General features: G+C 69.1%; 23 protein-coding genes. 3 read left to right on the forward strand and 20 right to left on the reverse strand.

Features of this window, described 5'->3' with window-relative positions; all coding sequences use genetic code 11:
* From ACFW0G_RS05680 to ACFW0G_RS05755, 16 genes are all read right to left on the reverse strand, one after another.
* Complete coding sequence (locus tag ACFW0G_RS05680; RefSeq protein ID WP_378323583.1) at nt 1-1,551, reverse strand: NADH-quinone oxidoreductase subunit M; 1,551 nt, start codon at nt 1,549-1,551, stop codon at nt 1-3.
* Entirely contained in the window at nt 1,551-3,452 is a 1,902-nt protein-coding gene (nuoL, locus tag ACFW0G_RS05685; RefSeq protein WP_378323584.1) for an NADH-quinone oxidoreductase subunit L, read from the reverse strand. Before nuoL ends, ACFW0G_RS05680 begins: the two co-directional genes overlap by 1 nt.
* A gap of 12 nt (nt 3,453-3,464) precedes the next feature.
* Nucleotides 3,465-3,764, reverse strand: coding sequence for an NADH-quinone oxidoreductase subunit NuoK (gene nuoK / locus ACFW0G_RS05690; RefSeq protein ID WP_345396291.1), 300 nt, complete (start codon nt 3,762-3,764; stop codon nt 3,465-3,467).
* On the reverse strand, nt 3,761-4,648 hold the full coding sequence (locus ACFW0G_RS05695) for an NADH-quinone oxidoreductase subunit J (RefSeq protein ID WP_378323585.1): 888 nt from the start codon (nt 4,646-4,648) through the stop codon (nt 3,761-3,763). Before ACFW0G_RS05695 ends, nuoK begins: the two co-directional genes overlap by 4 nt.
* On the reverse strand, nt 4,645-5,169 hold the full coding sequence (gene nuoI / locus ACFW0G_RS05700) for an NADH-quinone oxidoreductase subunit NuoI (protein ID WP_378323586.1): 525 nt from the start codon (nt 5,167-5,169) through the stop codon (nt 4,645-4,647). Before nuoI ends, ACFW0G_RS05695 begins: the two co-directional genes overlap by 4 nt.
* On the reverse strand, nt 5,156-6,505 hold the full coding sequence (nuoH, locus tag ACFW0G_RS05705) for an NADH-quinone oxidoreductase subunit NuoH (RefSeq protein WP_378323726.1): 1,350 nt from the start codon (nt 6,503-6,505) through the stop codon (nt 5,156-5,158). Before nuoH ends, nuoI begins: the two co-directional genes overlap by 14 nt.
* Nucleotides 6,506-6,510: 5 nt before the next feature.
* Nucleotides 6,511-8,997 (reverse strand): NADH-quinone oxidoreductase subunit G, encoded by a 2,487-nt coding sequence (locus tag ACFW0G_RS05710; protein ID WP_378323587.1) that lies wholly within the window; start codon nt 8,995-8,997, stop codon nt 6,511-6,513.
* Nucleotides 8,994-10,283, reverse strand: coding sequence for an NADH-quinone oxidoreductase subunit NuoF (nuoF, locus tag ACFW0G_RS05715; protein ID WP_378323588.1), 1,290 nt, complete (start codon nt 10,281-10,283; stop codon nt 8,994-8,996). Before nuoF ends, ACFW0G_RS05710 begins: the two co-directional genes overlap by 4 nt.
* Complete coding sequence (nuoE, locus tag ACFW0G_RS05720) at nt 10,283-11,164, reverse strand: NADH-quinone oxidoreductase subunit NuoE (RefSeq protein ID WP_378323589.1); 882 nt, start codon at nt 11,162-11,164, stop codon at nt 10,283-10,285. The genes nuoF and nuoE overlap by 1 nt, the downstream gene beginning before the upstream one ends.
* On the reverse strand, nt 11,161-12,540 hold the full coding sequence (locus ACFW0G_RS05725) for an NADH-quinone oxidoreductase subunit D (protein ID WP_378323590.1): 1,380 nt from the start codon (nt 12,538-12,540) through the stop codon (nt 11,161-11,163). Before ACFW0G_RS05725 ends, nuoE begins: the two co-directional genes overlap by 4 nt.
* Nucleotides 12,537-13,301 carry an NADH-quinone oxidoreductase subunit C gene (locus ACFW0G_RS05730; RefSeq protein WP_378323591.1) on the reverse strand — a complete coding sequence of 255 codons (765 nt, stop codon included), beginning with the start codon at nt 13,299-13,301 and terminating at the stop codon, nt 12,537-12,539. The genes ACFW0G_RS05725 and ACFW0G_RS05730 overlap by 4 nt, the downstream gene beginning before the upstream one ends.
* Before the next feature lie 5 nt (nt 13,302-13,306).
* Nucleotides 13,307-13,855: an NADH-quinone oxidoreductase subunit B family protein gene (locus tag ACFW0G_RS05735; RefSeq protein ID WP_345396263.1), complete on the reverse strand. Its 549-nt coding sequence runs from the start codon at nt 13,853-13,855 to the stop codon at nt 13,307-13,309.
* A 4-nt stretch (nt 13,856-13,859) separates the two neighbouring features.
* Entirely contained in the window at nt 13,860-14,276 is a 417-nt protein-coding gene (locus tag ACFW0G_RS05740) for an NADH-quinone oxidoreductase subunit A (RefSeq protein ID WP_378323727.1), read from the reverse strand.
* A 752-nt stretch (nt 14,277-15,028) separates the two neighbouring features.
* The gene (locus ACFW0G_RS05745) at nt 15,029-16,324 is read right to left on the reverse strand and encodes a geranylgeranyl reductase family protein (RefSeq protein WP_378323592.1); all 1,296 of its coding nucleotides are present in this window, start codon (nt 16,322-16,324) and stop codon (nt 15,029-15,031) included.
* Between the two features lie 10 nt (nt 16,325-16,334).
* Nucleotides 16,335-17,024, reverse strand: coding sequence for a demethylmenaquinone methyltransferase (locus ACFW0G_RS05750; protein WP_378323594.1), 690 nt, complete (start codon nt 17,022-17,024; stop codon nt 16,335-16,337).
* A 48-nt stretch (nt 17,025-17,072) separates the two neighbouring features.
* The gene (locus tag ACFW0G_RS05755) at nt 17,073-17,816 is read right to left on the reverse strand and encodes a BTAD domain-containing putative transcriptional regulator (RefSeq protein WP_378323595.1); all 744 of its coding nucleotides are present in this window, start codon (nt 17,814-17,816) and stop codon (nt 17,073-17,075) included.
* A 69-nt stretch (nt 17,817-17,885) separates the two neighbouring features.
* Here ACFW0G_RS05755 and ACFW0G_RS05760 point away from each other — a divergent pair, with 69 nt between their 5' ends.
* Nucleotides 17,886-18,680: a maleylpyruvate isomerase family mycothiol-dependent enzyme gene (locus tag ACFW0G_RS05760; RefSeq protein ID WP_378323596.1), complete on the forward strand. Its 795-nt coding sequence runs from the start codon at nt 17,886-17,888 to the stop codon at nt 18,678-18,680.
* Between the two features lie 46 nt (nt 18,681-18,726).
* Complete coding sequence (locus ACFW0G_RS05765; protein ID WP_378323597.1) at nt 18,727-19,518, forward strand: maleylpyruvate isomerase family mycothiol-dependent enzyme; 792 nt, start codon at nt 18,727-18,729, stop codon at nt 19,516-19,518.
* Nucleotides 19,519-19,524: 6 nt separating this feature from the next.
* On the opposite strand, the gene ACFW0G_RS05770 is transcribed toward ACFW0G_RS05765, so the two are convergent.
* Nucleotides 19,525-20,628 carry a glycosyltransferase family 4 protein gene (locus tag ACFW0G_RS05770; protein WP_378323598.1) on the reverse strand — a complete coding sequence of 368 codons (1,104 nt, stop codon included), beginning with the start codon at nt 20,626-20,628 and terminating at the stop codon, nt 19,525-19,527.
* 16 nt (nt 20,629-20,644) lie between these two features.
* On the reverse strand, nt 20,645-21,763 hold the full coding sequence (locus ACFW0G_RS05775; protein WP_378323599.1) for a glycosyltransferase family 4 protein: 1,119 nt from the start codon (nt 21,761-21,763) through the stop codon (nt 20,645-20,647).
* 178 nt (nt 21,764-21,941) lie between these two features.
* Here ACFW0G_RS05775 and ACFW0G_RS05780 point away from each other — a divergent pair, with 178 nt between their 5' ends.
* On the forward strand, nt 21,942-22,787 hold the full coding sequence (locus tag ACFW0G_RS05780; protein WP_378323600.1) for an inositol monophosphatase family protein: 846 nt from the start codon (nt 21,942-21,944) through the stop codon (nt 22,785-22,787).
* A gap of 21 nt (nt 22,788-22,808) precedes the next feature.
* Here the strand turns inward: ACFW0G_RS05780 and ACFW0G_RS05785 are convergent, their stop codons facing one another.
* Nucleotides 22,809-23,258, reverse strand: a complete 450-nt coding sequence (locus ACFW0G_RS05785) for a DUF3592 domain-containing protein (protein ID WP_378323601.1) — start codon at nt 23,256-23,258, stop codon at nt 22,809-22,811.
* 22 nt (nt 23,259-23,280) lie between these two features.
* A complete protein-coding gene (locus ACFW0G_RS05790; protein ID WP_378323602.1) occupies nt 23,281-24,795 on the reverse strand; it encodes a M1 family metallopeptidase in 1,515 nt (504 codons plus the stop codon).
* Nucleotides 24,796-24,889: the final 94 nt, after the last annotated feature.

Below are 24,889 nucleotides of genomic sequence, written 5' to 3' on the forward strand. Positions count from 1 at the left end.
TTACTTGCCTCCGTTAACCGCAGACATGGTCTGCTGCACCGACGGGGTGATCGTGTCGAGCACCGGTTTGGGGTAGAAGCCCAGCCCGATGATCAGCACGACCATCGGCGCCAGGATCGCGATCTCCCGGCCGCCGAGGTCCTTAATGAATTTCTTCGCGCCCAGCTCCGGCGCGATCGCCGTACCCGGTCCACCACCGGCACCGACAAGCGCGTCACCGCGAACCGGGCCGGTCATGATGCGCTGGTAGAGCCAGAGCACGTACGCCGCGGCGAGCACCATGCCGACGGTGGCGATGATCGCGTACACCGGGTGGTCCACAAAGGACCCCAGCAGGACGAGGAACTCGCTGACGAACGAGTTCGTGCCCGGCAGGGACAAAGTGGACAGACCGGCCAGCAGCAGCATCCCGGCCAGCAGCGGGGTCACCTTCGACATACCGCCGTAGTCCGAGATCTTCGTCGACCCGCCGCGCACCACGATCATGCCGATGACCACGATCAGCATGCCGGTGGCGAGGCTGTGGTTGAGCATGTACGACACGGACCCGGCCATCGCCTGCTCGTTGAAGGCGAAGATGCCCAGCGCGATGAAGCCGAAGTGGGCGATCGAGACGTAGGCGATAAACCGCTTCATGTCCCGCTGCCCGGCCGCGAGGATCGATCCATAAAGGACACCCGCGACGCCGAGCACGAGGACCAGCGGCGCCAGCTGTTTGCTCGCCTCCGGGAACATCGGCAGGCAGTACCGCAGGAACCCGAACGTGCCGACCTTGTCCAGCACGCCGACCAGCAGCACCGCGACGCCGATCGGGGCCTCGCCCGCCGCGTCGGGCAGCCAGGTGTGGAACGGCACCAGCGGCGCCTTGATGGCGAACGCCAGGAAGAACCCGAGGAACAGCCAGATCTGCGTCCCGGTGGGCGCGTCCCGAACCACGGTGACCAGCGTGGCCCAGTCGAACGTGCCCTTGCCGAGCTTGTCCGAGGCCAGCGAGTACGCCCCGATCGCCGAGGCCAGCATGATCAGGCCGCCGAGGAACGAGTACAGGAAGAACTTCACCGCCGCGTACTGCCGGTTCGCGCCGCCGTAGCCGCCGATGAGGAAGTACATCGGGATCAGCATGATCTCGAACAGCACGTAGAACAGGAAGACGTCGGTCGCGGCGAACACGCCGATCGTCAGCGCCTCCTGCAGCAGGATCAGCGACAGGAACCCGCCCGCGCTGCGCCCGGCCGGGAGCTTGTCGGTGACGCCCAGCGCGCCGACCACGATCGGCACCAGCAGCGCGATCACCGCGATCATGATCAGCGAGACGCCGTCGGTGCCGAACGAGATGTGGATGCCGAATCCGGGGATCCAGTCCATTGAGGACACCTGCTGCAGCCGCGCACCGGACGGCGAGTAGCTCGCCCAGAACGGGATGATCAGCAGGAATTCCACAATGGACAGCGCGAGCGCGGTGCGCAGCGCGAGCCGGTCGTTGGCCTTCATCGTGGCCACGACCACCGCCCCGACGACCGGCAGCAGGATGAGTGCGAGAAGCCAAGTCATCAGGAGAACCTCACCAGCAGGAGAGCCACGAGAAGCAGGAACGTGCCGCCGAGCATGGACAGCGCGTAGGACCGGACGAACCCGGTTTGCAGCCGCCGTAGCCGTCCGGACCCGCCGCCGAGCGCGGCGGCCAGCCCGTTGACCGCGCCGTCGACGCCGCGGTTGTCTACGTAGACCAGCGCGCGGGCGAGCCAGGTGCCGGGCCGGGCCACCACGGCTTCGTTGAGCGCGTTGCCATAGAGATCCTTGCGCGCGGCCTTGGTGACGACCGAGACGCGCTCGGGGCGTTCGACCGGGACGTCCCGGCGGAAGATCAGCCAGGCGATCAGGACACCCAGCAGCGAGAGCACGACCGCCGCGACCGAGATGACCCACGCTTCGACCGGCAGGTGATGAGCCTCGACGGTTTCGCCGACCGACGGAGCGAGCCATTCGGTGAACCGGTGGCCCAGCGCGAAGAACGCGCCCGCGCCGACCGAGCCGACCGCGAGGATCGCCATCGGGACCCACATGACCGGCTTCGACTCGTGCGGGTGGAAGTCGCGGCCGTCCTCGCTCTTGAGGTCCTTCCAGCGTGCCTTGCCGTGGAAGGTCATCACCATCAGGCGGGTCATGTAGAACGCGGTGAGCCCGGCGCCGAGCAGCGCCGCGCCGCCCATCACCCAGCCGCGCCAGCCGCCCTGGCCCAGCGCCGCCTCGATGATCGCGTCCTTGGTGAAGAAGCCGGACAGCGGCGGGATGCCGATCAGCGCGAGGTAGCCGAGGCCGAAGGTCGCGTAGGTGATCGGCATCTTCTTCGCCAGGCCGCCGAACTTGCGCATGTCGACTTCGTCGTTCATGGCGTGCATGACCGAACCAGCACCGAGGAACAGCCCGGCCTTGAAGAAGCCGTGCGCGACCAGGTGCATGATGCCCAGCGCGTACGCCACTGGGCCGAGGCCGACCGCCAGCATCATGTAGCCGATCTGGCTGACCGTCGAATACGCGAGGACTTTCTTGATGTCGTCGTAGGCACAGCCGACGATGCATCCGATCAGCAGCGTCACCGTGCCGACGAGTGTGACGATGAGCCGCCCGTCCTCGGTGGCGTTGAAGATGACGTTCGAGCGGGCCACCAGGTAGACACCGGCGGTGACCATCGTTGCCGCGTGGATCAGGGCCGACACCGGCGTCGGGCCCTCCATCGCGTCGGGAAGCCAGGCCTGAAGCGGGAACTGACCGGACTTACCGCAGGCGCCGAGCAGCAGGAGAATCGCCATCGCGGTGATCGCCGCCGGCGGGAACTTGCCCGCGCTCACCGCGTCGAAGACCTGCGCGTAGCCGGTGGAGCCCGAGTACTTGAACATGATGAAGATCGCCAGCGCGAGCCCGACGTCCCCGACGCGGTTCATCAGGAATGCCTTCTTCGCCGCGGTGGCGGCGGAGTTGCGGCCCTGGTACCAGCCGATGAGCAGGTAGGACGCGAGGCCGACGCCTTCCCAGCCGAGGTACAGCGTCACGAAGCTGTTGCCCAGCACCAGAACCAGCATCGAGGCGACGAAGAGGTTCAGGTACGCGAAGAAGCGGTACCGGCCTTCGTCGGACTCCATGTAGCCGATCGAGTAGAAGTGGATCAACATGCCGACGCCGGTGATGAGCAGCACGAACGTCAGCGACAGCGCGTCGACGCGCAGTCCGAAGTCGACCTGCAGCGCGGACACCGGGATCCACGAGAACAGCTTGGTGTCCACAGTGGACTTGGTGTCGGCGGCGAAGAACAGGATGACGCCGTAGACGAAGGCGAGCGTGACGGTGGCACAGCCGAGCAGATGCCCCCATGCCTTCGCGCGCTTGCCCGCCAGCAGCAGGATCAGCGCGCCGAGGGCAGGAAAGGCCACCAGCAGCCACGATGATGCGGTCACTCGGTGTCTCCCTTAGTACTTCAGCAGGTTGGTGTCGTCGACCGAGGCCGAGCGGCGGGTGCGGAAGATCGCCATGATGATCGCCAGCCCCACCACGACCTCCGCGGCGGCCACGACCATCACGAAGAACGCCATCACCTGGCCGTCGAGCCCGCCGTTGATGCGGGCGAAGGTGACCAGGGTGAGGTTCACCGAGTTCAGCATCAGCTCGATGCACATGAACACGACGATCGCGTTGCGCCGCACCAGGACGCCGACCGCGCCAATGGCGAACAGCAGCGCCGAGAGCAGCAGGTAGTAGGTCGGAGTCACTTCTTCTCCTCCCCTTCATTTCCTTCGGACACAGTGGCCGCTGTCTCGGCGAACTCGGCCCCGACGAGCGCGTGCGCGTCGGCCTTCGGCTCCGTGTCGGCGACCTGCTTGCGCTCCTCGTTCAGCTGGACCGCCGAGGTCGACTCGATCAGCGCCGAGAGCGATTCGGGAGCGACCGAGCCGTCGGGCAGCAGCGCCGGGGTGGCCACCGAGTTGGCGGTGGCGAAGACGCCGGGGCCGGGCAGCGGCGACGGGCGGTCGTGCTCGCCGCGGAACCGGTCGATGACCAGTTCGCGCTGCGACTTCTTGGCGCCCTTGCGGTGCCGGTCGGTGAAGGCCAGCACCATCGCGCCCATCGCGGCGGTGATCAGCAGCGCCGAGGTCAGCTCGAACGGGAACAGGTACTGGGTGAAGATCAGCCGCCCGAGGCCGCCCGCGCCGCCGCCGTTCGGGCTGTACGGGTCGAGTGGGGCGGCCGGAGTGACGTTCACGAGCGAGCGGAACAGGCCCGCGGCGATCAGCCCGGCGAGCCCGATGCCCAGCAGTCCCGCCATGAGTCGTTGCCCGCGAAGGACTTCGACCACCGAGTCGGAGCTTTCCCTGCCGACCATCATCAGCACGAACAGGAACAGCATCATGATCGCGCCGGTGTAGACGATGATCTGGGTGAAGCCCAGGAACGGCGCCGACTGGAGCATGTACAGCGCGCCCAGCGACAGCATCGTCAGCACCAGCCACAGCGCCGAGTGCACGGCGTTGCGGGAGAAGATCATGCCGAGCGCGCCGAGCAGGCAGACCGGGCCGAGGATCCAGAACGCGATGGCCTCGCCGGTGGACACCGAGGCGTTCACCGCGGGCGCCTGCGCGAGGAATGCGGCGATCACTTGACCGTCTCCCCTCGGGCCAGCTCCGGACCGTTGACGTAGTAGTCCTGCTCGTTGTCCCCGAGCCGCATCGGGTGCGGCGGCTGCTCCATGCCGGGCAGCAGCGGCGCGAGGAGGTCTTCCTTGGTGTAGATGAGCCGCTGCCGGTCGTCGTCGGCCAGCTCGTAGAAGTTGATCATCGTCAGGGACCGGGTCGGGCAAGCCTCGACGCACAGTCCGCAGCCGATGCAGCGCAGGTAGTTGATCTGGTAGTCCGCGCCGTAGCGTTCCCCTGGCGAGTACCGCGCTTCCTCGGTGTTGTTCCCGCCCTCGACGAAGATCGCGTCCGCCGGGCAGGCCCACGCGCACAGCTCGCAGCCGACGCACTTCTCCAGCCCGTCCGGATGCCGGTTGAGCTGGTGCCGCCCGTGGTAACGCGGCGCCGCGGGGGCACCGGCCTCCGGGTATTCCTCGGTGGCGACCTTCTTGAACATCATGCCGAAGGTGACGCCGAAGCCCTTGATCGGATCAAAGATCCCCATCGCCGGCCTCCCTTCCGGTGGATACGGCGGCGGGCTTGCGCTTGGCCGCCTTCGCCTCAGCCTTGGCCAGTGCCTTCTGGCGCGGGGTGGTCTCGGGGACCTTCAGGTCCAGCGGCGGCAGCGGGTGCCCGCCGCCGGTGATCGGCACGTAGTCCTCGTCCGGGACCTTCTTGTCCGGCAGCAGCAGGCTCAGCAGCACGATCAAGACGAGGATCACGCCGCCGCCGATAAGGATCTGCGGGATCGACAGGCCGCCGCTGTTCCTGACCGCGCGGACCGCGGCGATGACGACGATCCAGACCAGGTTGGCCGGGACGAGGACCTTCCAGCCCAGCCGCATGAACTGGTCGTACCGCAGGCGGGGCAGTGTGCCGCGCAGCCAGATGAAGCCGAACAGCAGGATGAACGTCTTCGCGAAGAACCAGAGCAGCGGCCACCAGTTCTGGTTCAGCGGCGAATCGGCGCCGACGAACGGGAACTTCCAGCCACCGAGGAACAACGTCGTCGCGAACGCGGAGACGATGACCATGTTGACGTACTCGGCGAGGAAGAACATCGCGAACTTCATCGAGCTGTATTCGGTGTGGAACCCGCCGACCAGCTCGGATTCGGCCTCCGGGAGGTCGAACGGCGCGCGGTTGGTCTCACCGACCATCGAGATCGCGTAGATCACGAAACTCGGCAGCAGCAGGTAGAAGTACCAGCCGCTCTGCTGCGCCTCGACGATTCCCGACGTCGACAGCGTCCCCGAGTAGAGGATGACGGCCACAATGGACAGTCCCATCGCGATCTCGTACGAGATCACCTGCGCCGCACTGCGAAGACCGCCGAGCAGCGGGTATGGCGAGCCGGACGACCAACCCGCCAGCACGATGCCGTACACGCCGATCGAGGAGCAGGCGAGGATCACCAGCACGCCGACCGGGAGGTCGACCAGCTGGAGCACGGTGCGCTCGCCGAAGATCGAAACCACCGGGCCGAACGGGATCGCCGCCAGTGCGATCAACGCGGGCACCGCGGAGATCACCGGCGCGAGGAAGTACACCTTGCGGTCGGCGGTGTCCGGGATGACCTGCTCCTTGAACGGGAGCTTGATCGCGTCGGCGAGGGACTGCAGGTAGCCGCCGGGGCCGACGCGGTTGGGGCCGGGCCGGTTCTGCATCCGGCCGACCGCCTTGCGCTCCCAGACGATCAGGAAGATCGTCAGGATCGGGCCGATCAGCAGGATGACGACGGCCTTGATGAGGATCAGCCACCACGGGTCGTCCGCGAGCAGCGCCGCCCGTTCGGCCGCGTTCGGGATGCCGCCCACCGCGGTGTCCGCGTGGGTGAGGATCGCGCTCACTGCTCACCTCCGGTGATGCTGACGACCGCGCCGTGGCCCGCGCCGAGAGTGGCGCGGACGGCGGAGCCGTCGGAGTTGCCCGGGAGCCAGACCACACCGTCGGGCAGGTCCGCGACCTCGACCGGCAGCGTGATCGCGCCGCGTTCGGTGCTCACTTTGACGACCTTGCCGAGCCCTTCGGCGGTTTTCGCCGACAGCCGCGCCACCGGCTTGCGCTGGGTGCCCTTGAGGTGCGGTTCGTCGTCCTGGAGCGAGCCGTTGTCGATCAGCTGCCGCCAGGTCGCGAGCACCGCCTTGCCGTCGCCTGCCTGCGGCGATGCCGTTAAGGCCACCTTAAGGGCATCTGACGCCCGCAAGGTGGCCTTAACGGCACTTTGGAGCCGCGAGAAGTCGGCGTGGGCGGCGGCGGGGGTTTGGGTGAAGAGGTCGGCGTCCATCTCGACGGCGAGGGTGTCGAGGACCCGGCAGTCGGGCAGCGCGCCGGTGCCTTCGAGCGTGACGTCGAACTCGCGGCGGCGACCCTCCCAGTTGAGGTAGCTGCCCGCCTTCTCGACCGCCGGGGCGATCGGGAGGACGACGTCGGCGCGTTCGGTGACCGCGCTCGGCCGCAGCTCCAGACTCACCACGAACCCGGCGTTGTCCAGCGCGCGGCGCGCGAGGTCCGGGTCGGGCAGGTCGTCCGGGTCGACGCCACCGACGAGCAGGCCGTCGAGCTGCTGTCCCGATGCCGCCTGGAGGATGCCGGTGGTGTCCCGGCCCTCCGCCGAAGGAATCGTTACGCCCCAAGCATTTTCGACCTCGGCGCGGGCGTCGGCGTCGGTGACGGGACGGCCGCCCGGCAGCAGCGTCGGCGCCGCGCCCGCCTCCAGCGCGCCGCGTTCGCCCGCCCGGCGCGGAATCCACGCCAGCCGCGCGCCGGTGCGCTCGGAAAGCCGGTGCAGCGCCGAGAACAGGCCCGGCACCTCGGCGGCACGCTCGCCGACGAGCACGACAGCGCCGTCGCCCGCCAGAGCCTCGTCGAGATCCGCGGCGTGGGTGGCGATTCCGTCGATCGCGGCAGCCTCCCCGCCGGGGACGCAAGCCAGCAACTCGCCGAAGGTCTTGCGCACCGACGACGTCGTCCACTGTCCCAAGTGGACGACCCGGGTGCGGTTCTTGCGGGCCGCCTTGCGCAGCCGCAGGAACACGATCGGCGCCTCGTCCTCGGGCTCGAACGCGACGCACAGCACCGTGCGAGCCCGCTCGATCTCGCCGAACGTCACGCCGGTCTCGGGTGTCGTCCCGACCACCGACGCGGCCAGGAAGGCCAGCTCCTCGGCGGAGTGCGCCCGCGCGCGGAAGTCGATGTCGTTGGTACGCAAGGCGATCCGGGCGAACTTCGAGTACGCGTAGGCGTCCTCGACGGTCAGCCGTCCGCCGGCCAGCACGCCGACACCCTTGCCGTCGCGAGCCTTGCTCAGGCCCTCTGCGGCGGCACGCAGCGCGTCGGTCCATGACGCCTCTTCCAGCACGCCGGTCTCGCGGTTGCGGACCTGCGGACGGCGGAGGCGGTCGGCGGCCTGCGGGTACCGGAACGCGAACCGGCCCTTGTCGCAGATCCACTCCTCGTTGACCTGCGGGTCGTCCCCGGCGAGCTTGCGCATCACCTTGCCGCGCCGGAAGTCGGTCCGCTCGGCGCAGCCGGACGAGCAGTGCTCGCACACGCTCGGCGCGGACACCAGGTCGAACGGCCGGGACCGGAAGCGGTACGCGGCGCTGGTCAGCGCACCGACCGGGCAGATCTGGATGACGTTGCCGGAGAAGTACGACTGGAACGGCTCGCCGCTGGTCGTCCGCGACGCCAGGTCGAGCACGTCCGCGGTCTCGGCGGTGCCGATCTGCTGGTGCGCACCGCGTTCGAGCAGTTCGATGAACGGGTCACCGGCGATCTGCGCCGAAAACCGGGTGCAGCGCTGACAGAGCACGCAGCGTTCGCGGTCGAGCAGGACCTGCGAGGAGATCGGCAGCGGCTTGGGGAACGTCCGCTTCGTGTCGACGAACCGGGATTCCGGTCGCCCGTGTGCCATCGCCTGGTTCTGCAGTGGACACTCGCCACCCTTGTCGCAGATCGGGCAGTCCAGCGGGTGGTTGATGAGCAGCAGCTCCATCACGCCCTGCTGGGCCTTGTCCGCGACCGCCGAGGTCAGCTGCGTCTTGACGACCATGCCGTCGGCGACGGTCATGGTGCAGGACGCCTGCGGCTTCGGCATCGGGCGGCCACCCATCTCGACCTCGACGAGGCACTGGCGGCAGGCACCGGCCGGGTCGAGCAGCGGGTGGTCGCAGAAGCGCGGGATGACCGTGCCGAGGCGCTCGGCGGTGCGGATCAGCAGTTCGCCCTTGGGCGCGATGACCTCTTCGCCGTCGATGACCAGCTTGACGTGGCCTTCGGGCACCGGAGTGTCCTCTGTGGACGTACCCGGCTTGTCGGGTGCGATCGTCATGCCTGTGCTCCCACCAGTTCGGGCTGGGCGGCCTTGTTCTTCTCACACAAGGCGAGGAACTCGTCCCGGAAGTACTTGATGCCGCTGGTGATCGGCGAGACGGCGCCGTCACCGAGCGCGCAGAAGGACCGGCCGAGGATGTTGTCGCAGACGTCGAGGAGGGTTTCGATGTCCTCGGGCGTGCCGTGGCCTTCGACCATCCGCTCCAGGATCTGCGCGAGCCAGTAGGTGCCCTCGCGGCACGGCGTGCACTTGCCGCAGGACTCGTGCTCGTAGAACTGCGTCCACTTCATCACGGCCCACGGCACGGACACGGTCTCGTTGAAGACCTGGACCGCGGTGGTGCCGAGCATGGACCCCGCCTCGGCAGCCCCTTCGAAATCCAGGGGAGTGTCGAGGTGTTCGGCGGTGAACATCGGGGTCGACGAGCCGCCGGGCGTCCAGAACTTGAGCGGGATGCCGTCCTTCATGCCGCCCGCCATGTCCAGTAGTTCGCGCAGCGTTGTCCCGAGTGGACACTCGTACTGGCCGGGTTTCTCGACGTGGCCGGAGATCGAGTAGATCTTCGGGCCGGGCGACTTCTCGCGGCCCATCTGCCGGAACCAGTCGGATCCGGCGTTGACGATGTAGGGCGCGCTGGCGATGGTCTCGACGTTGTTGACCGTGGTCGGCGCCGCGTAGAGCCCGGCGGCCGCGGGGAACGGCGGCTTGAGCCGGGGCTGGCCACGACGGCCCTCCAGCGAGTCGAGCAGCGCGGTTTCCTCGCCGCAGATGTACGCCCCGGCGCCCGCGTGCACGGTGATGTCGAGGTCGAATCCGGAGTCGAGGATGTTCTTGCCGAGGTAGCCCGCCTGGTAGGCCTCGCGGACGGCCGCGTTGAGGCGGCGGATGCAGTGCAGCGCTTCCCCGCGGACGTAGATGAAGCAGTGGTGCGACCGCATCGCGTACGAGGCGATGATGCAGCCCTCGATGAGCGAGTGCGGGTCCGCCATCATCAGCGGGATGTCCTTGCAGGTCCCCGGTTCGCCCTCGTCGGCGTTGATCACCAGGTAGTGCGGCTTGTCCTCGTTGGGCGGCATGAACGACCACTTGACGCCCGCCGGGAAGCCCGCACCGCCGCGCCCGCGCAGGCCGGAATCCTTGACCAGCTGGACGAGCTGCTCGGGCGTTCCCTTGAGCGCCTTGCGGATCGCGGTGTAGCCCTCGAGCTGTTCGTAGGTGGCCAGCCGCCAGGAGTTCGGGGAGAGCCAGCGTTTGGTGAGGACCGGCGTAATCGGGTCAGCCATTACTTTTTCTCCCCCTCTTTCGAAGGCACAGCGGGGAGCGGGACGTCGTTCGCGACCGGTGCCGTCCAGCCCCGCTCCTGCGCGATCTTCGCGCCCCGCAGCGTTTCCACGGCCTGTGACGGACCGTCGACGTCGCCGTTGTAGATCGCTTCGTCCTCCGGGAAGAACCCGGCGAGCTGCAGTTCGGCGCCCTTGAAGTCGGTCAGCGGCGCGCCACGCGTCGGCGCGGGTTTCTTGCCCGCCTGCAACGCGTCCACCAGCGCGACCGCCTTCTCCGGCGTCTGGTTGTCGAAGTACTCGTAGTTGACCTGGATGACCGGGGCGAGGTCGCAGGCCGCGAGGCATTCCGCGTGCTCCAGCGTGATCGAGCCCTGCTCGCCCGGCGTGCCCGCGGTTTCCTCGTGCCCCAACGGGTTTTCTTCGGAACCCAGGTGCGTCTGGAGCTTCTTGTAGATCGCATCGCCGCCGAGCGCCGCGCACAACGTGTTCGTGCAGACGCTCACCAGATGTTCACCGCACGGGCGGCGCTTGTACATCGTGTAGAACGTCGCGACCGCGCTGACCTCGGCGTCGGTGAGCCCGAGTTGCGTGGCACAGAAGGAAATCCCCTCCTGGGACACGTAGCCCTGCACCGACTGCACGAGGTGCAGCATCGGCAGCAGCGCCGAACGCGACATCGGGTACCGCTCGATCAGGTTCTTCGCCTTGGCGACGATGTCGTCGCCGAAGACGTCCTCCAGCGGCGGCGTCTCGGCCAGGATGGCCTCGGCCGCCGCGGGGTCCGGCGCGATGCCGACCACGTCGGTGTCCGGACCGGCGGCCACGTGGGTGGTCTCGGCCGCGTTCGGGCCGGGCTCGGGCACGGCGGTACTTGAAGTCATCGGTCCACTCCCCCCATCACGGGGTCGATCGAAGCGATGGCGGCGATCACGTCCGCCACCAGCCCGCCCTCGGCCATCGCGGGCATCGACTGCAGGTTCACGAAGCTCGGTTCGCGGATGTGGACGCGCAGCGGCCGCGTGCCGCCGTCGGAGACGAGGTGCGCGCCCAGCTCGCCGCGCGGCGACTCCACCGGCGAGTACACCTGGCCCGGCGGCACCTTGAAGCCCTCGGTGACCAGCTTGAAGTGGTGGATCAGCGATTCCATCGACTGGCCCATGATCTTGCGGACGTGCTCCAGCGAGTTGCCGAGACCGTCGCTGCCCAGGGACAGCTGCGCGGGCCAGGCGACCTTCTTGTCCTCGACCATGACCGGGCCGGGTTCGAGCATCTTGAGGATCTGCCTGATGATCCGCAGGCTCTGGTGCATCTCCTCGACGCGGATCAGGTACCGCGCCCAGCAGTCCGCGTCGGTCGAGGTCGGGATGTCGAACTCGAGCTCGTCGTAGCGGGAGTACGGCTCGGTCTTGCGGAGGTCCCACGGCAGACCGGCGGAACGCAGCACCGGCCCGGTGACACCGAGCGCGAGGCAGGCGTCCACCGGCAGGTAGCCGACGCCCTTGAGCCGGTTGCGCCAGATCGGCTGACCGGTGAAGAGCTTGTCGTACAAGGGAAGGCGCTTGTCCATCGTCTCGACGAACTCGGTGACCTTCTCGTGGTAGTCCTCGGGCATGTCCTGCGCGAGGCCGCCGGGGCGGATGAACGCGTGGTTCATCCGCAGGCCGGTCAGGTGCTCCAGCAGGTGCAGCACGACCTCGCGTTCGCGGAACCCGAGCGTCATCGCGGTGGTGGCGCCGAGTTCCATGCCGCCGGTGGCGATGTAGACCAGGTGCGAGCCGATGCGGTTGATCTCCAGCAGCATCACGCGCAGCAGCTCCGCGCGCGGCGGGGCCTTGATGCCGAGCAGCTTCTCGACCCCGAGGCAGTAGGCCATTTCCGTGGAGAGCGGCGCGAGGTAGTCCATGCGCGTCACGAAGGTGACGCCCTGGGTCCACGTCCGGTACTCGCAGTTCTTCTCGATCCCGGTGTGCAGGTAGCCGATGACCGAGCGGAGCTGGGTGACGGTCTCGCCCTCCATCTCCAGCACGAGCCGGAGCACGCCGTGCGTCGACGGGTGCTGCGGGCCCATGTTGATGACCATGCGCTCGTCGTGCTTGGCGTCCTCGATGAGGTCGTCCCAGTCACCGCCGGACACCGTGTAGACGGGGCCTTCGGTGGTTTCGCGCGCCGCGGCGTAGTCGACGTCGCCGGTGCTGTCGGAGCCCTTGGCGGTGGTGTCGGTGCCGGTGCTGACGTCGGCGATGTTCTCGGTGCTCACGAGTACGACCTCCGCTGATCGGGCGGGGGGATCTCCGCGCCCTTGTATTCCACCGGGATCCCGCCGAGCGGGTAGTCCTTGCGCTGGGGGTGGCCGTCCCAGTCGTCCGGCATGAGGATCCGGGTCAGCGCGGGGTGGCCGTCGAAGACGATCCCGAACATGTCCCAGGTCTCGCGCTCGTGCCAGTCGGCCGTCGGGTAGAGCTCGACGATCGACGGGACGTGCGGATCCTCGACGTCCATGGTGACCTCGAGCCGGATGCGGCGGCGGTAGGTCATCGATGTCAGGTGGTAGACCGCGTGCAGCCGCTGCGGGACGTCGGCGCCGTAGTCCACACCGGACACCGAGCTGCACAGCTCGAACCGCAGCCCCGCGTCGTCGCGCAGGGTCCGGACCACGCCGACCAGGTGCTCGCGGTCGACGTAGAAGGTGATCTCGCCGCGGTCGACGGTGGTCTGGAGGATCGCGTCGGCCGGAATCTTGTTGTCCGCCAAGGCGGCGTAGAACTCGTCGGCGAACTCGTCGAACCAGCCGCCGTACGGGCGCTCGGCCGGGGCCGGGCTGTACGCCGGGAGCCGGACGCCGCCGTAGCCGGAGGTGTCCCCGGTGCCGGAGACGCCGAACATGCCCTGGCGTTCTTTCCCGGCGACGACGGGCTCGGCCGGGCGCGTGCCGCGGGGTTCGAGCCCGCCTTCGGGGCGTTCGGCCGACGACTGCTCGCCGCCTGTCTTTGGTGTCTCAGCTGGGGTGTTTTCAGGCACTTCGATCACTTCTTCGCGTACTTGATCGACGAGGGCACGAGTTCGGTGCGGGCGCCGCTGGCCGCGCGGATCGCGGCGCGGCGCGCGTTGATCGGCTCGTCCTGGATCTTGGCGTGCAGCTTGAGGATCGCGTCGAGCAGCATTTCCGGGCGCGGCGGGCAGCCGGGCAGGTACATGTCGACCGGCACGATGTGGTCGACGCCCTGCACGACGGCGTAGTTGTTGAACATGCCGCCGGAGGAGGCGCAGACGCCCATCGCGAGAACCCAGCGCGGTTCGGCCATCTGGTCGTAGATCTGGCGCAGGACCGGGGCCATCTTCTGCGTGACACGGCCGGCGACGATCATCAGGTCGGCCTGGCGCGGGGTGGCGCTGAAGCGCTCCATGCCGAAGCGGGCGATGTCGTAGCGGGAACCGCCGACGGTCATCATCTCGATCGCGCAGCAGGCGAGGCCGAACGTGGCGGGCCACAGGGAGTTCTTGCGTGCCCAGTTGACCAGGCCCTCGAGGCTGGCCAGCAGGATGCCGTTGGGGAGTTTTTCTTCCAGGCCCATGGTTCTAGTTCCAATCCAGGCCGCCGCGCCGCCACACGTAGGCGTACGCGAAGCCGACCGTCGCGATGAACAGCACGATCTCCACCAGGCCGAACAGGCCGAGCGCGTCCGCCGAGACCGCGAACGGGTAGAGGAAGACCATCTCGATGTCGAACAGGATGAACAGCATCGCGGTGATGTAGTAGGCCACCGGCATGCGTCCCGCGCCGACGAGCGGCTGCGGGGACGGTTCGATCCCGCATTCGTAGGCGGACAGCTTGGCCTTGTTGTAGCGGCTCGGGCCGACCAGCGGGCCGAGCAGCACCGAGAGCACCGCGAACGCGAGCGCCAGCACGAACAACAGGACCAGGGGGAGATAGACCTTGAGGCCGGGCGCCTGAGCGACCTGCTCGGTGCTCGCCTGCGTCAGCACGGGCAACATCAGCACGGGGTTTCGCCATCCTTTCCGCGCCGCTGCGGTTTGCGTGTGGTGGTACGCACGTCGCCTCGTCGGCTTTTGCCCGCACCCTAAGGGAGCTGGGTCACACCGCCGAGGGTCAGGGCACCCTTACGGCCCGTGAGGCCGTAGAGGTCCGCTTGTGAAATAGTTCACAAGCCACTGGTCGCGGATGTGAAGGGATTCACAAAGCATGGCCCGACTATAGGACGTGACTCACATTCTTGTCCCTAGGGGCTGCGGTATAAGGGTTACCTAACCCATCGGACAAACCGGACGCCGACACTCCCGGCCGCAAAGCTGAGACCTGCGCGAAGCCCGGCGAAGATCGATTCGGGGCCCGGACAAACCACCGCTGCCCTGTGACTTATCACACTGACCGGCCGGGCAACCATTGCTCCACCTGGGTGTCCATCGCCCCCGCCGTCCGTGGGAGCGAGACCTGCCGGGCGGTGGGTATCGCGGCGGTATCCCCTGGGCATTCCCCCACCCTCCCGGGGGCACCCCTGCAACCAGCGTATCGCGTTTGACCTGGGGAAACGGGGGTCGTGGTGAATCTGTGGACAACCGGCGCGGTTGTGGACAACGCGGATGGGTCCTGACGCGCCACTCTGGCGGGGTCGTGAGCGGGGTCGGGTGGCCGGCTCCGGCGGGTCTGGTGGTGCTGAAGGACGCTTTCAGTGCATCGAGCGCACTGAAAGCGTCCTTCAGTGCCGCCAACGCACCGAAGGCGTCCTTCAGCGCGGAGAGGGTGTAGCGCGCGAGAGAGCGGCGATGAGGCGGTCGACGCCGTCCCCGCCCTTCGCGTCGTAACAACCCGAAAGTCCCTTGTACACCAAGGGAAGCAGCGCGTTGATCCGCAGCCCGTACTTCGTGCACGCGTGCATGATCTTCGGCTTCCCGATGAGCTTCGCGAACACGTTCCCGAGCCGGTAGTACCCGCCCATCAGCTCCGCGACGGCCCGCGGATAGCCCGCCAGCGCGCGCTCCCGCGAAGGCCCTTCGGCCCGCGCCAGCGCCTGCACGACGACCTCCGACGCGATCTGCGCCGACTCCATCGCCGCCGAGATGCCCTCTCCGTTGAACGGGCTGACCATGCCGCCCGCGTCGCCGAGCAGCAGCAGGCCGTCGCGGTAGTGCGGGGTGCGGTTGAAGCCCATCGGCAGTCCGGCGCCGCCGACCTTCCCGATCGCGTTCTCCTCGCGGTAGCCCCATTCCTCGGGTGTCCCGTCGAGCCACTGCCGCAGCAGCGCGCGGTAGTCGGTGTTACGGAACGACGCCGACGTCGACAGCATGCCGAGGCCGACGTTCACGGTGCCGTCGCCGAGCGGGAACGCCCAGCCGTAGCCCGGCAGCAGCTTCGGGTTCCGCGGGTCCGAGCGGTCCCACAGCTCCAGGTGGCCCTCGATGAACGGGTCGTCGTGGCGCGGGCTCTTGTAGTACTGGCGCACCGCGACGCCCATCGGCCGCTTCTCGTTCTTCTGGATGCCGACGCTCAGCGCGAGCCGCGCGGACACGCCGTCGCAGGCCAGCACCAGCGGCGCGCGGTAGGACACCGGCGTCCGCTCCGGGCCGACCTTCGCCTCGACGCCGACCACGCGCCCGCCGGGGCTGGTGATCGCGCCGGTCACGGTGGTCCGCTCATACAGCCGCGCCCCCGCCTTGACCGCGGTCTTCGCCAGCAGGTCGTCGAAATCCTGGCGGGTGCGGGAAACGCCGTACGGCGGGTAACTGGTCAGGTCCGGCCAGTCCAGCTCCAGCGTCAGGTCGCCGGTGAGGATGCGCAGGCCGCGGCTGTGCACCCAGCCCGCGTCCTCACTGGTGTCGATGCCGAGGTCGATGAGCTGCTTGACGCCGCGCGGAGTCAGCCCGTCACCACAGACCTTCTCGCGGGGGAACTCGGTCTTCTCCAGCAACAACACGTCGACGCCGGCACGGGCGAGATACGTGGCGGCCGTGGACCCGGCCGGTCCGGCACCGACGACGATGACTTCGGCGTCGTGCTCGGGATTGCGGCGGCTGGAGGAACTCATGCGATCGAGTCTAGGCGGGCTTGCGGGCGCGATGGACGGCGACGACGCCGAACGTGAGGTTCATCCACTCGACCTCGGTCCAGCCCGCCCCCGCGATGATCTCCCCCAGCGCCCGCTGGTCCGGCCAGGCGAGCATGGATTCGGCCAGGTACGAGTACGCCTCGGGGTTCGAGGAGTTGCGGCTGCCGAACCAGGTCAGCAGGCGCAGGATGAACTTCCGGTGGACGAACCGGATCGGCGCGAAGGTGGGCGTCGACACCTCGCAGATCACCAGCCGCCCACCGGGTTTGGTGACCCGGGCGATCTCGATCAGCGCGGCCTTGACGTCGACGAAGTTGCGCAGCGCCAGCGAGATCGTCACCGCGTCGAAGCTGTCGTCGGCGAAGGGCAGGTGCAGGGCGTCCGCCGCGACCATCGGCACCTTCCGGTGCTTGCCCGCGCGAAGCATCCCGACGGAGAAGTCGGCGGCGAGGCACCAGGCGCCGCCGCGCCCGTACTCGACGGTGGACACCCCGGTCCCGGCGGCGAGGTCGAGGACCTTCTCCCCCTGCTTGGCGTCCAGCGCCCGCGCGGTGGTGGTGCGCCAGCGCCGGTCGAAGCCGAACGTCATGAAGGAGTTCGCGCGGTCGTAGCCGGACGCGACGTCGTCGAACATGGCGGCGACGTCGTGCGGATCCTTGTCAAGACTCGCTCGGGACATAGCCGCAGACTAGTCGCCGGGCCCTGAGAGCGGCGGCGCGCGTCGGAGTCATGACAAGCGCGTCAGCATCCGCGCCATCCCGTTGTCTTCGCCCGCGAGGATGCGACGTTCGAGTTCGCGCAGTGCGGGCCCGGGTTCGAGTCCCAGCTGCCCGAGCGACACGCGCCGCGCCCGGCGGTAGACGTCGAGCGCTTCGCTCTGACGTCCGCCACGGCACAACGCGAGCATCAGCAGGTAGTACAGCCGCTCGCGCCGCGGATACCGGCGCACCAGCCCGTCGAGTTCGACCGCCGCCGCGGTGTGCCGCCCGAGTTCCAGTTCCGCGGCGTGCAGGTCCTCCAGCATCGACAGCCTGCGCTCGGCCAGCCGCGACGCCTCGCCGAGGAGCACCGGCACGTCGAAACCTTCGTACGGGGTGCCCTGCCACAGCGCGAGCCCGCGCCGGATCAGCGCCGCCCGCTCGGCCGGATCGGCGATTTCCTGCGCTCGTATCGCGGTCGATTCGAACCGCTCGGCGTCCAGTTCCCCGGGCTGCACGGCGAGGCGGTAGCCGCCGGGACGCCAGCTGAGCCGTCCGGGTTCGGGGAGGTCCTGACGCAGTTTGTGGACGTGCCAGTGCAGTTTGCGGGGTGCTCTCGGGTCGGGGCCGCAGTCCCACAGCGCGTCGGTCAGTACCTCGGCGCGGACCGTGGTGCTGGCGTCCGCCAGCAGCATGCCGAGCAGGATCCGGCGCAGCCTGCCGTGGATCGGCGACTGGCCCGCGCCGATGGTCCCGAGCACCTCGAACCTCATGGAGCGAGAGTGCGTCGGCGTCGTACAAAACCGGTACAAGCACCCGGTGGCCCGCTCTACGGTGACCAGATGACTCGTCTGAGCTACGAACGCTACTGCGCCGAAATCGTCACCCAGACCGGCCTGCTGGTTTCGTCGATCGAGGACGCCGACCTCACCGCCGGAGTGCCGTCCTGCCCCGAGTGGAACGCGGGCCAGCTGCTGCGCCACCTCGGTGAGGGGCAGCGCTGGGCGGAAACCGTCGTGCGGACCAGGGCGGCCGAACCACCGTCCGGCACGGCGAGCCGCGAACTCGCCGCGTACACCCATGAAGACCCCGCCGTCGTGGGTCCGTGGCTTGCCGAAGGCGCCGAAAAGCTCGCGGAGGCGTTGCAGGCGGCCGGACCCGGAACGCCGGTGTGGACCCCGCTCCCCGACCAGCCCGGCACCGATTTCTACGCACGCCGTTTCACCCACGAAACGGCCATTCACCGCGCCGACGCGACTCTGGCGCTGGGCGCCGAGTACGTCCTCGACCAAGAAGTGGCTGTCGACGGCATCGACGAATGGCTGGAACTCTGCTCGCTGCCGATGCATTTCGAGGTCCGACCGGAGATGCGCGCACTGCTCGGCCCCGGCCGCACCCTGCACTTCCACGCCACCGACACCCCGCCCGAAGCGAACGCGGAATGGGTCGTCGACCTCACCGGCGACGTCATCACCTGGCGCCGCGCACACGAAAAATCAGCGGTCGCGGTCCGTGGTCCCGTCACCGAACTATTGCTGGCCATCTACAAACGACGTCCCATCACCGACGGACCCTTCGAAATCTTCGGCGACACCGAACTACTCGGCTCCTGGCTGGAGCGGGTCGACTTCGGCTGAGCCGCGGCAGGGCTTTTTTGTCGGTGGTGCGCCGTACGGTGACCACATGACTCGCCTGAGCTACGAACGCTACTGCGCCGAAATCGTCACCCAGACCAGCCTGCTGGTCGCGTCGCTCAAGGACGCCGATCTCACCACCGACGTGCCGTCCTGCCCCGAGTGGAACGTGGGCCAGTTGCTGCGGCACCTCGGCGGGGTTCAGCGCTGGGCGGAAACCCTCGTGCGAACCCGTGCCACCGAACCGATCCCGGAAGGAGGCCGCGACCTCGCCGCGTACACCGACGAAGATCCGGCCGTCGTCGGCCCGTGGCTCGCCGAGGGCGCTGAGCGACTGGCGGAAACGCTGCGCGCCGCTGGACCCGGAACGCCGGTGTGGACACCGGTACCGGACTACGGCACCACGGATTTCTTCGTGCGGCGCTTCACCCACGAAACGGCTATCCACCGCGCCGACGCGACGCTGGCCCTCGGCCTGAAGTACGAACTAGACAAGGAGGTGGCCGTAGACGGTATCGATGAATGGATGGAACTGGGCTCGCTGCCGCTGCACTTCGAGGTCCATCCGTGGATGCGGGAACTGCTCGGCCCCGGCCGCACCCTGCACTTCCACGCCACCGACACCCCGCCCGAAGCGAACGCGGAATGGGTCGTCGACCTCACCGGCGACGTCATCACCTGGCGCCGCGCACACGAAAAATCAGCGGTCGCGGTCCGTGGTCCCGTCACCGAACTGTTGCTGGCCATCTACAAACGACGTCCCATCACCGACGGACCCTTCAAAATCTTCGGAGACACCGAACTACTCGACTTCTGGCTGGAACGGGTCGACTTCGGATGAGCGGACCTAGCCCAACGCGGCCAGCATGCCGCGGACCGACGCGGGCCACGCGAACTCCTCGGCGCGGGCCCGAGCCGCCGCGCGCCGCAGATCCTCGGGATGTTCCAGCAGGCCCGTCACGGCGGAGGCGAACGCCGGCGCGTGGTCCGACACCGCGGCGCCGCAGCCCGGCCGCACGATCTCCCGCAGCGCGCCCGACGCCGAAACCACCACGGGCGTCCCGGAAGCCAGTGCCTCCAGCGCCGCCAGCCCGAACGTCTCGTGCGGGCCCGGTGCGAGTGAGACGTCGGCGCTGGCGAGCAGTCGTGCCACTTCGTTCCGTCCGGACAAAAAGCCGAGGAACGTCACGGGCAGGCCCCGCGCCCGGCGTTCCAGCGCGCGCCGCCGCGGCCCGTCGCCCGCCACCACCAGCCGGACGCGGGCGCCCGACTCGGTCAGCTCCGCGACGGTGTCCACGCTGCGCTCGACGTGTTTCTCCGGCGACAGCCGTCCACAGTGGACAAGCAGCGCGTCGGCCCCGCCGGAGAGGGTGTACCGCCAGGTGTCGTCGCGCATCGCCGGGGTGAACGTCGCGAGGTCGACGCCGAGTGGCACGCGGCGCACGTTCGGCACCGCGATGCGATCGAATTCCGCACGGGCGAACGCGGTCGTGCAGACCACGGTGTCGTAGTTCGCGGCCATCCGGCGGTTCGCGGTGTCGGCGACGCGGCGCGCCACCGGCGCGGGCAGCAGGAACTGTTCGAGGAGCCGGTCCAGCCGCTCGTGCGAGATGACCGTGCTGGGCACGCCGTGCCGTCGTGCCCAGGTGCCCATGCCGCGCAGGGTCAGCCGGTCGGACACCTCGAGGCGGTCGGGTTCCAGCCGCCGCAGCACCGCGCGTACCCGGTGCGGATCGACGGCGCGGTAGCCACCGGTGCCCGGGATTTGCGGCGCGGGCAGGGAAAACCGGCGCACGCCGGTGGGCAGCGTCTCGTCGGCGTAGCGACGGCCCGGCACCACCAGCGTCACCCGGTGCCCGCTGCTCACGTACCCGGCGCCGAGGTGGTGCAACGCGGTCCGCAGCCCACCCGACCGCGGTCCGTAGAAGTTGGCCAGCTGGACTATGTGCATCTCACGCCGCGCATCGTCAGGCGGCGCGAGCGACTCGGCCCTGCACCGCTTCGTAGTGTGCCTCGAGTTCACGGCACACGGCGGGCCAGGTGCGGCCCAGCACCACCTTCCGCGCCTTCTCGCCCAGCCGGGCCCGCAGCGCGGCGTCGCGCAGGTCGTCCACTTTGGACACCAGCGCCGGGCCGAACTCCGCGCGGTCGACGGGGAGCAGGTAGCCGGTGCGGCCCGGCAGCACGAGGTCCTTCGGGCCGCCCGCGTCCGGGGCGAGCACCGGCAGCCCGGAGGCCATCGCCTCCTGCACGGCCTGGCAGAACGTCTCGTGCGGCCCGGTGTGTACGAAGACGTCGAGGCTCGCGTACGCGGCGGACAGCTCGTCGTCGTACTTCGCACCGAGGAAGGCGGCGCCGGGCAGGCGTTCCCGCAGCGCGGGCAGCTCCGGCCCGTCGCCCACCACGACGACCCGGATGCCGGGGACGCCGGCGAGCGCGGTCAGCCGGTCGACCTCCTTTTCCGGCGCGAGCCTGCCGACGAACCCGACGAGCAACTCACCGTTCGGCGCCAGCTCGGCCCGCAACGCGGGATCGGCGTGCGCCGGGGAGAACCGGGAGATGTCGACGCCGCGCGCCCAGCGGTGCACACGCGGGATGCCGTGCAGCCGCAGCTGGTCGACCGAGTCGGTCGACGGCGCGAGCGTGCGATCGGCCCGCGAATGCAGCCGCCGCACCCAGCGCCACGCCGCGCGGGCGGCGATGCCGAACCCGTACGCGGAGGTGAACCCGGCGATGTCGGTCTGGTACACCGCGACCGAGGGCACCCGGAGCCTGCGCGCGGCGGCGAGCCCGCGCGCACCGACCACGAACGGCGACGCGAGGTGCACGACGTCCGGGCCGAAGGCGGCGAGCGCGGTCAGCACGGTCCGCGTCGGCACCCCGATCGGCAGGGAGTTCACACCGGGGAAGTCGAGCGCGGGAATCCGCACGACCGGCGCGCCGCGATAGCTGTCCGGACCGGGTCCGGGCGCGATGATCAGCACGTCGTGGGCGCGTTCGGCGAGGTACTCCACGACCCGCAGGACGGAGTTGGTCACGCCGTTCACCTGCGGCAGGAAACTTTCGGTGACGATGGCGACTCGCACGCCGCTCACTGTCGCACCCGATTCTGACGAACCAGGCCAATCCCGCGTGACGCCTCGGCCAACGAACACCGAACACTACTTACGAGTACGTACCGAGCACTATCCGTCGACAGATTGCGCAAGACATGTCATCTCCAGGTCGTGTCCCGGAAACCAGCGCGGCCCAGACTAAGAAGGCATGACCCTCCTTTCGTCGAGGCCGCCTCGGCCCGTAGAACCGGGCCTGTTGTCCAGAGCCCTCGAGGTGGCCGGGCGCCTGGCCAATGACGCCACCGACGTCATCACCGCGACAGCGGGGCGGGGCGCGCACCCCACCACGCTGGAATCGCCGTTCGACTGGGTCACCGACACCGACCGCATCCTGGAGCGGCACACCCGCCGGGTGCTGACCGCCGAGTTCCCCGGGATCCCGGTGGTCGGCCACGAGTTCGGCGCCGACCACGGCGCGGACGTCGCCGAGTACCGCTGGGTCGTCGACTCGGTCGACGGCACCGCGAACTACGTCGCCGGGGTGCCGTGGTGCGCCTACAGCCTCGCGCTGATCGACGCCGCCGGCCCGGTTGTCGGCGTCGTCGCCGACCCGTACCGCGCGCAGATCTACGCCGCCGCCCGCGGCCGGGGAGCCCGCGCGAACGGCAAGCCGATCACCCTCGCGGACCGGCGCGGCACCGCCGGGGCGATCGTGTGCACCGAGCTGGCGCGCACCGGGCCGTGGCCGGGCATGGGCGGGTTCATCGAACGGGCCGCCGCCGCGCACGCCGGGGTCCGGGTGCTCGGCTCGGCGGCGTTGTCGATCGCGCAGGTCGCGCTGGGTCACGCGGCCGCCGCGGTGCTGCACAGCTACCACGAGTGGGACGTCGCGGGTTCGGTGGCGATGGCGATCGAGGCGGGCGCGGTCGTGCTGGACAAGCACGGCGAGGACACCGCGCTGCCGACGGACGGCCTGCTCGTCGCGGCCCCCGGCGTCGCGGACGAGGTGCTGGGCTGGTGGCAGGAGACCGCCGCCCTCACCGGCACGACCTGAACACCGCTCAAGTCCCCGGGGCTACACGGTGGCGGGGACGACCGGCGCGGCGGTGCGCTTCTGCCGCCGGATCCACCACAGCAGCGGCGTCGCGACGAGCCAGGTGACCAGCACGGTCAGGCCGAGCGGCAGCAGGGTGTCGGTGGCCGACTTCCCGGCGACCCGCGCCAGCTCCGGGTCCGACATGTCGTACTCGATGCGCACCAGCTGGCCCGCGACGAGGCCGCCCGGGTAGAGGACCCCGTTCGACGGGCTGTGCACGATGCCGTCCGGGGTCGCGAACTGGATGATCGTGCGGTCGAAGGCGACCGACTCGACCTGCGCGTTCGCTGTCCCCAGCTGGCCGGAGATCGCGTTGTCGTTGCGGATCGCGGCGAACAGCAGTGCCACGCACATGACGGTGAGGAGCGAGGCGACACCGAGGGTGACGTACCACCCGATGCGCCTCGCCCGCTCACCTTTAGCCATCACGCCGCGAGCATAGAGGTACCGCTCAATGCGCGTGCTCGGCGTGGAGCAACTCCTGGGTCGCCTTGATCTGCGCGTACGACTTCGGTGCCTGCTTCACCCCTGCCGCCAGCGCCTGCGGAGCGGCCCCGTTCGGGCCGACCGGCGGCTTGCCCGCGGTGTAGAGCCAGGTCTGGAACAGGTCGTACAGCGGCTTCCCGGAGATCTTCTCGGCGAGCGCGATGAACTCCGTGATCCGCGCGGACTTCCCGGCCTTCTCCTTCTGCCAGGTCTGCAGGATCCGGAAGAACGCCTGGTCACCGACGGTCTTGCGCAGCGCGTGGACCGCGAGCGCGCCGCGGTCGTAGACGGCGTTGTCGAACTGGTTGGCCGCGCCGGGGTCGGCAGGGAGACGCTTCCACAGCGGGGCGTCCGCCGCGTTCGAGTCGTAGATGTACTGCGCCAGCTCGTCCGCGGTGCCCTCACCGGTGTGCTCGGACCACAGGAACTGCGCGTACGTCGCGAAGCCCTCGTTCAGCCAGATGTCGCTCCACCGGCCGAGCGTGACGTTGTCGCCGAACCACTGGTGTGCGTTCTCGTGCGCGATCAGCGAGGTGTTCGCGCCCGCGGCGAAGTTCTTCGCGCCGTACACCGGGCGGGTCTGGTTCTCCAGCGAGAAGGTGATGCCGCTGGTGACCACACCGCCCTGCGCCTCGAACGGGTAAGGCCCGAACTGGGACGCGAGGAACTCGTTGACCTCGGGGGTCCGCTCGACACTGGCCTTCGCGGCGTCCAGCGACGGGCCGAGGTCGGCGGCGTAGGCGGTGATGAACGGCTTGCCGTCCGACGTCGTCGACTGGTTGACCTCGAACTTGCCGACCTCCAGCGACGTCAGGTACGTCGCCTGCGGCTGCGTGCTGCGCCAGTTCCAGCGCGTCCAGCCCGCCCGCTTCTTGGTCTTGCTCACCAGGGTGCCGTTGGACAACGCGGCGACGTCGTCGGGCACCTCGACCGAGACGTCGAAGGTGGCGCGGTCGGTCGGGTGGTCGTTCGACGGGAACCACCACGCCGCGCTCTGCGGCTCGTCGACGGCGAGCGCACCGTCCGGCGTCTTCTTCCAGCCGGCGATGCCGTCGATCTTCACCTGCGACGGCGTGTCCGAGTACGCGACCACGACGGTGGCGGTCTGGCCCTTGGCCAGCGGCGTGGCCGGGGTGATCACCAGCTCGCCGTTGCCGGTCGAGTTGGTGAACTGCGCCGGGCGGTTGTTCACCAGGACGCTGGTGGCCTTGAGCCCGAAGTCCAGATCGAACCGCGACAGGTCCTGGGTCGCGGTGAGCAGGAGCGTGGTCGTGCCGGACAGCAGATCGGTGGCGGGCTGGTAGGTCAGGCGGATGTTGTAGTGCTGGACGTCCGTACCGCCGTTCCCGGCGTTCGGGTAGTACGGATCCCCGACGCCGGGTGCGCCGGGCGAGGGCGCCGCGCCCGCGACTCCCGCGAGCAGTACCGAAGTGACTCCGGCGGCGAGCACACCCAACCCGGCGCGCGTTCTTTTCCTCATGTGGTTCCTCCCAGAACGAATTCAGGCAAGGTGAACGTATTCAGCTGCCGAATCCGGAGATACAGCCGAAGGGAGGGTTCTTACCCGGTGAGAA

The organism is Amycolatopsis sp. NPDC058986, assembly GCF_042741125.1.
In the GTDB taxonomy this organism is placed as follows: Bacteria; Actinomycetota; Actinomycetes; order Mycobacteriales; family Pseudonocardiaceae; genus Amycolatopsis.

What these genes read in the sequence shown, in the direction of transcription:
- ACFW0G_RS05680 (WP_378323583.1), bottom strand. Translation starts at nt 1,551, where the DNA reads ATGACTTGGCTTCTCGCACTCATCCTGCTGCCGGTCGTCGGGGCGGTG.
- nuoI (WP_378323586.1), bottom strand. Translation starts at nt 5,169, where the DNA reads ATGGGGATCTTTGATCCGATCAAGGGCTTCGGCGTCACCTTCGGCATG.
- ACFW0G_RS05710 (WP_378323587.1), bottom strand. Translation starts at nt 8,997, where the DNA reads ATGACGATCGCACCCGACAAGCCGGGTACGTCCACAGAGGACACTCCG.
- nuoF (WP_378323588.1), bottom strand. Translation starts at nt 10,283, where the DNA reads ATGGCTGACCCGATTACGCCGGTCCTCACCAAACGCTGGCTCTCCCCG.
- nuoE (WP_378323589.1), bottom strand. Translation starts at nt 11,164, where the DNA reads ATGACTTCAAGTACCGCCGTGCCCGAGCCCGGCCCGAACGCGGCCGAG.
- ACFW0G_RS05735 (WP_345396263.1), bottom strand. Translation starts at nt 13,855, where the DNA reads ATGGGCCTGGAAGAAAAACTCCCCAACGGCATCCTGCTGGCCAGCCTC.
- ACFW0G_RS05740 (WP_378323727.1), bottom strand. Translation starts at nt 14,276, where the DNA reads ATGTTGCCCGTGCTGACGCAGGCGAGCACCGAGCAGGTCGCTCAGGCG.
- ACFW0G_RS05745 (WP_378323592.1), bottom strand. Translation starts at nt 16,324, where the DNA reads ATGAGTTCCTCCAGCCGCCGCAATCCCGAGCACGACGCCGAAGTCATC.
- ACFW0G_RS05750 (WP_378323594.1), bottom strand. Translation starts at nt 17,024, where the DNA reads ATGTCCCGAGCGAGTCTTGACAAGGATCCGCACGACGTCGCCGCCATG.
- ACFW0G_RS05755 (WP_378323595.1), bottom strand. Translation starts at nt 17,816, where the DNA reads ATGAGGTTCGAGGTGCTCGGGACCATCGGCGCGGGCCAGTCGCCGATC.
- ACFW0G_RS05760 (WP_378323596.1), top strand. Translation starts at nt 17,886, where the DNA reads ATGACTCGTCTGAGCTACGAACGCTACTGCGCCGAAATCGTCACCCAG.
- ACFW0G_RS05765 (WP_378323597.1), top strand. Translation starts at nt 18,727, where the DNA reads ATGACTCGCCTGAGCTACGAACGCTACTGCGCCGAAATCGTCACCCAG.
- ACFW0G_RS05770 (WP_378323598.1), bottom strand. Translation starts at nt 20,628, where the DNA reads ATGCACATAGTCCAGCTGGCCAACTTCTACGGACCGCGGTCGGGTGGG.
- ACFW0G_RS05780 (WP_378323600.1), top strand. Translation starts at nt 21,942, where the DNA reads ATGACCCTCCTTTCGTCGAGGCCGCCTCGGCCCGTAGAACCGGGCCTG.
- ACFW0G_RS05790 (WP_378323602.1), bottom strand. Translation starts at nt 24,795, where the DNA reads ATGAGGAAAAGAACGCGCGCCGGGTTGGGTGTGCTCGCCGCCGGAGTC.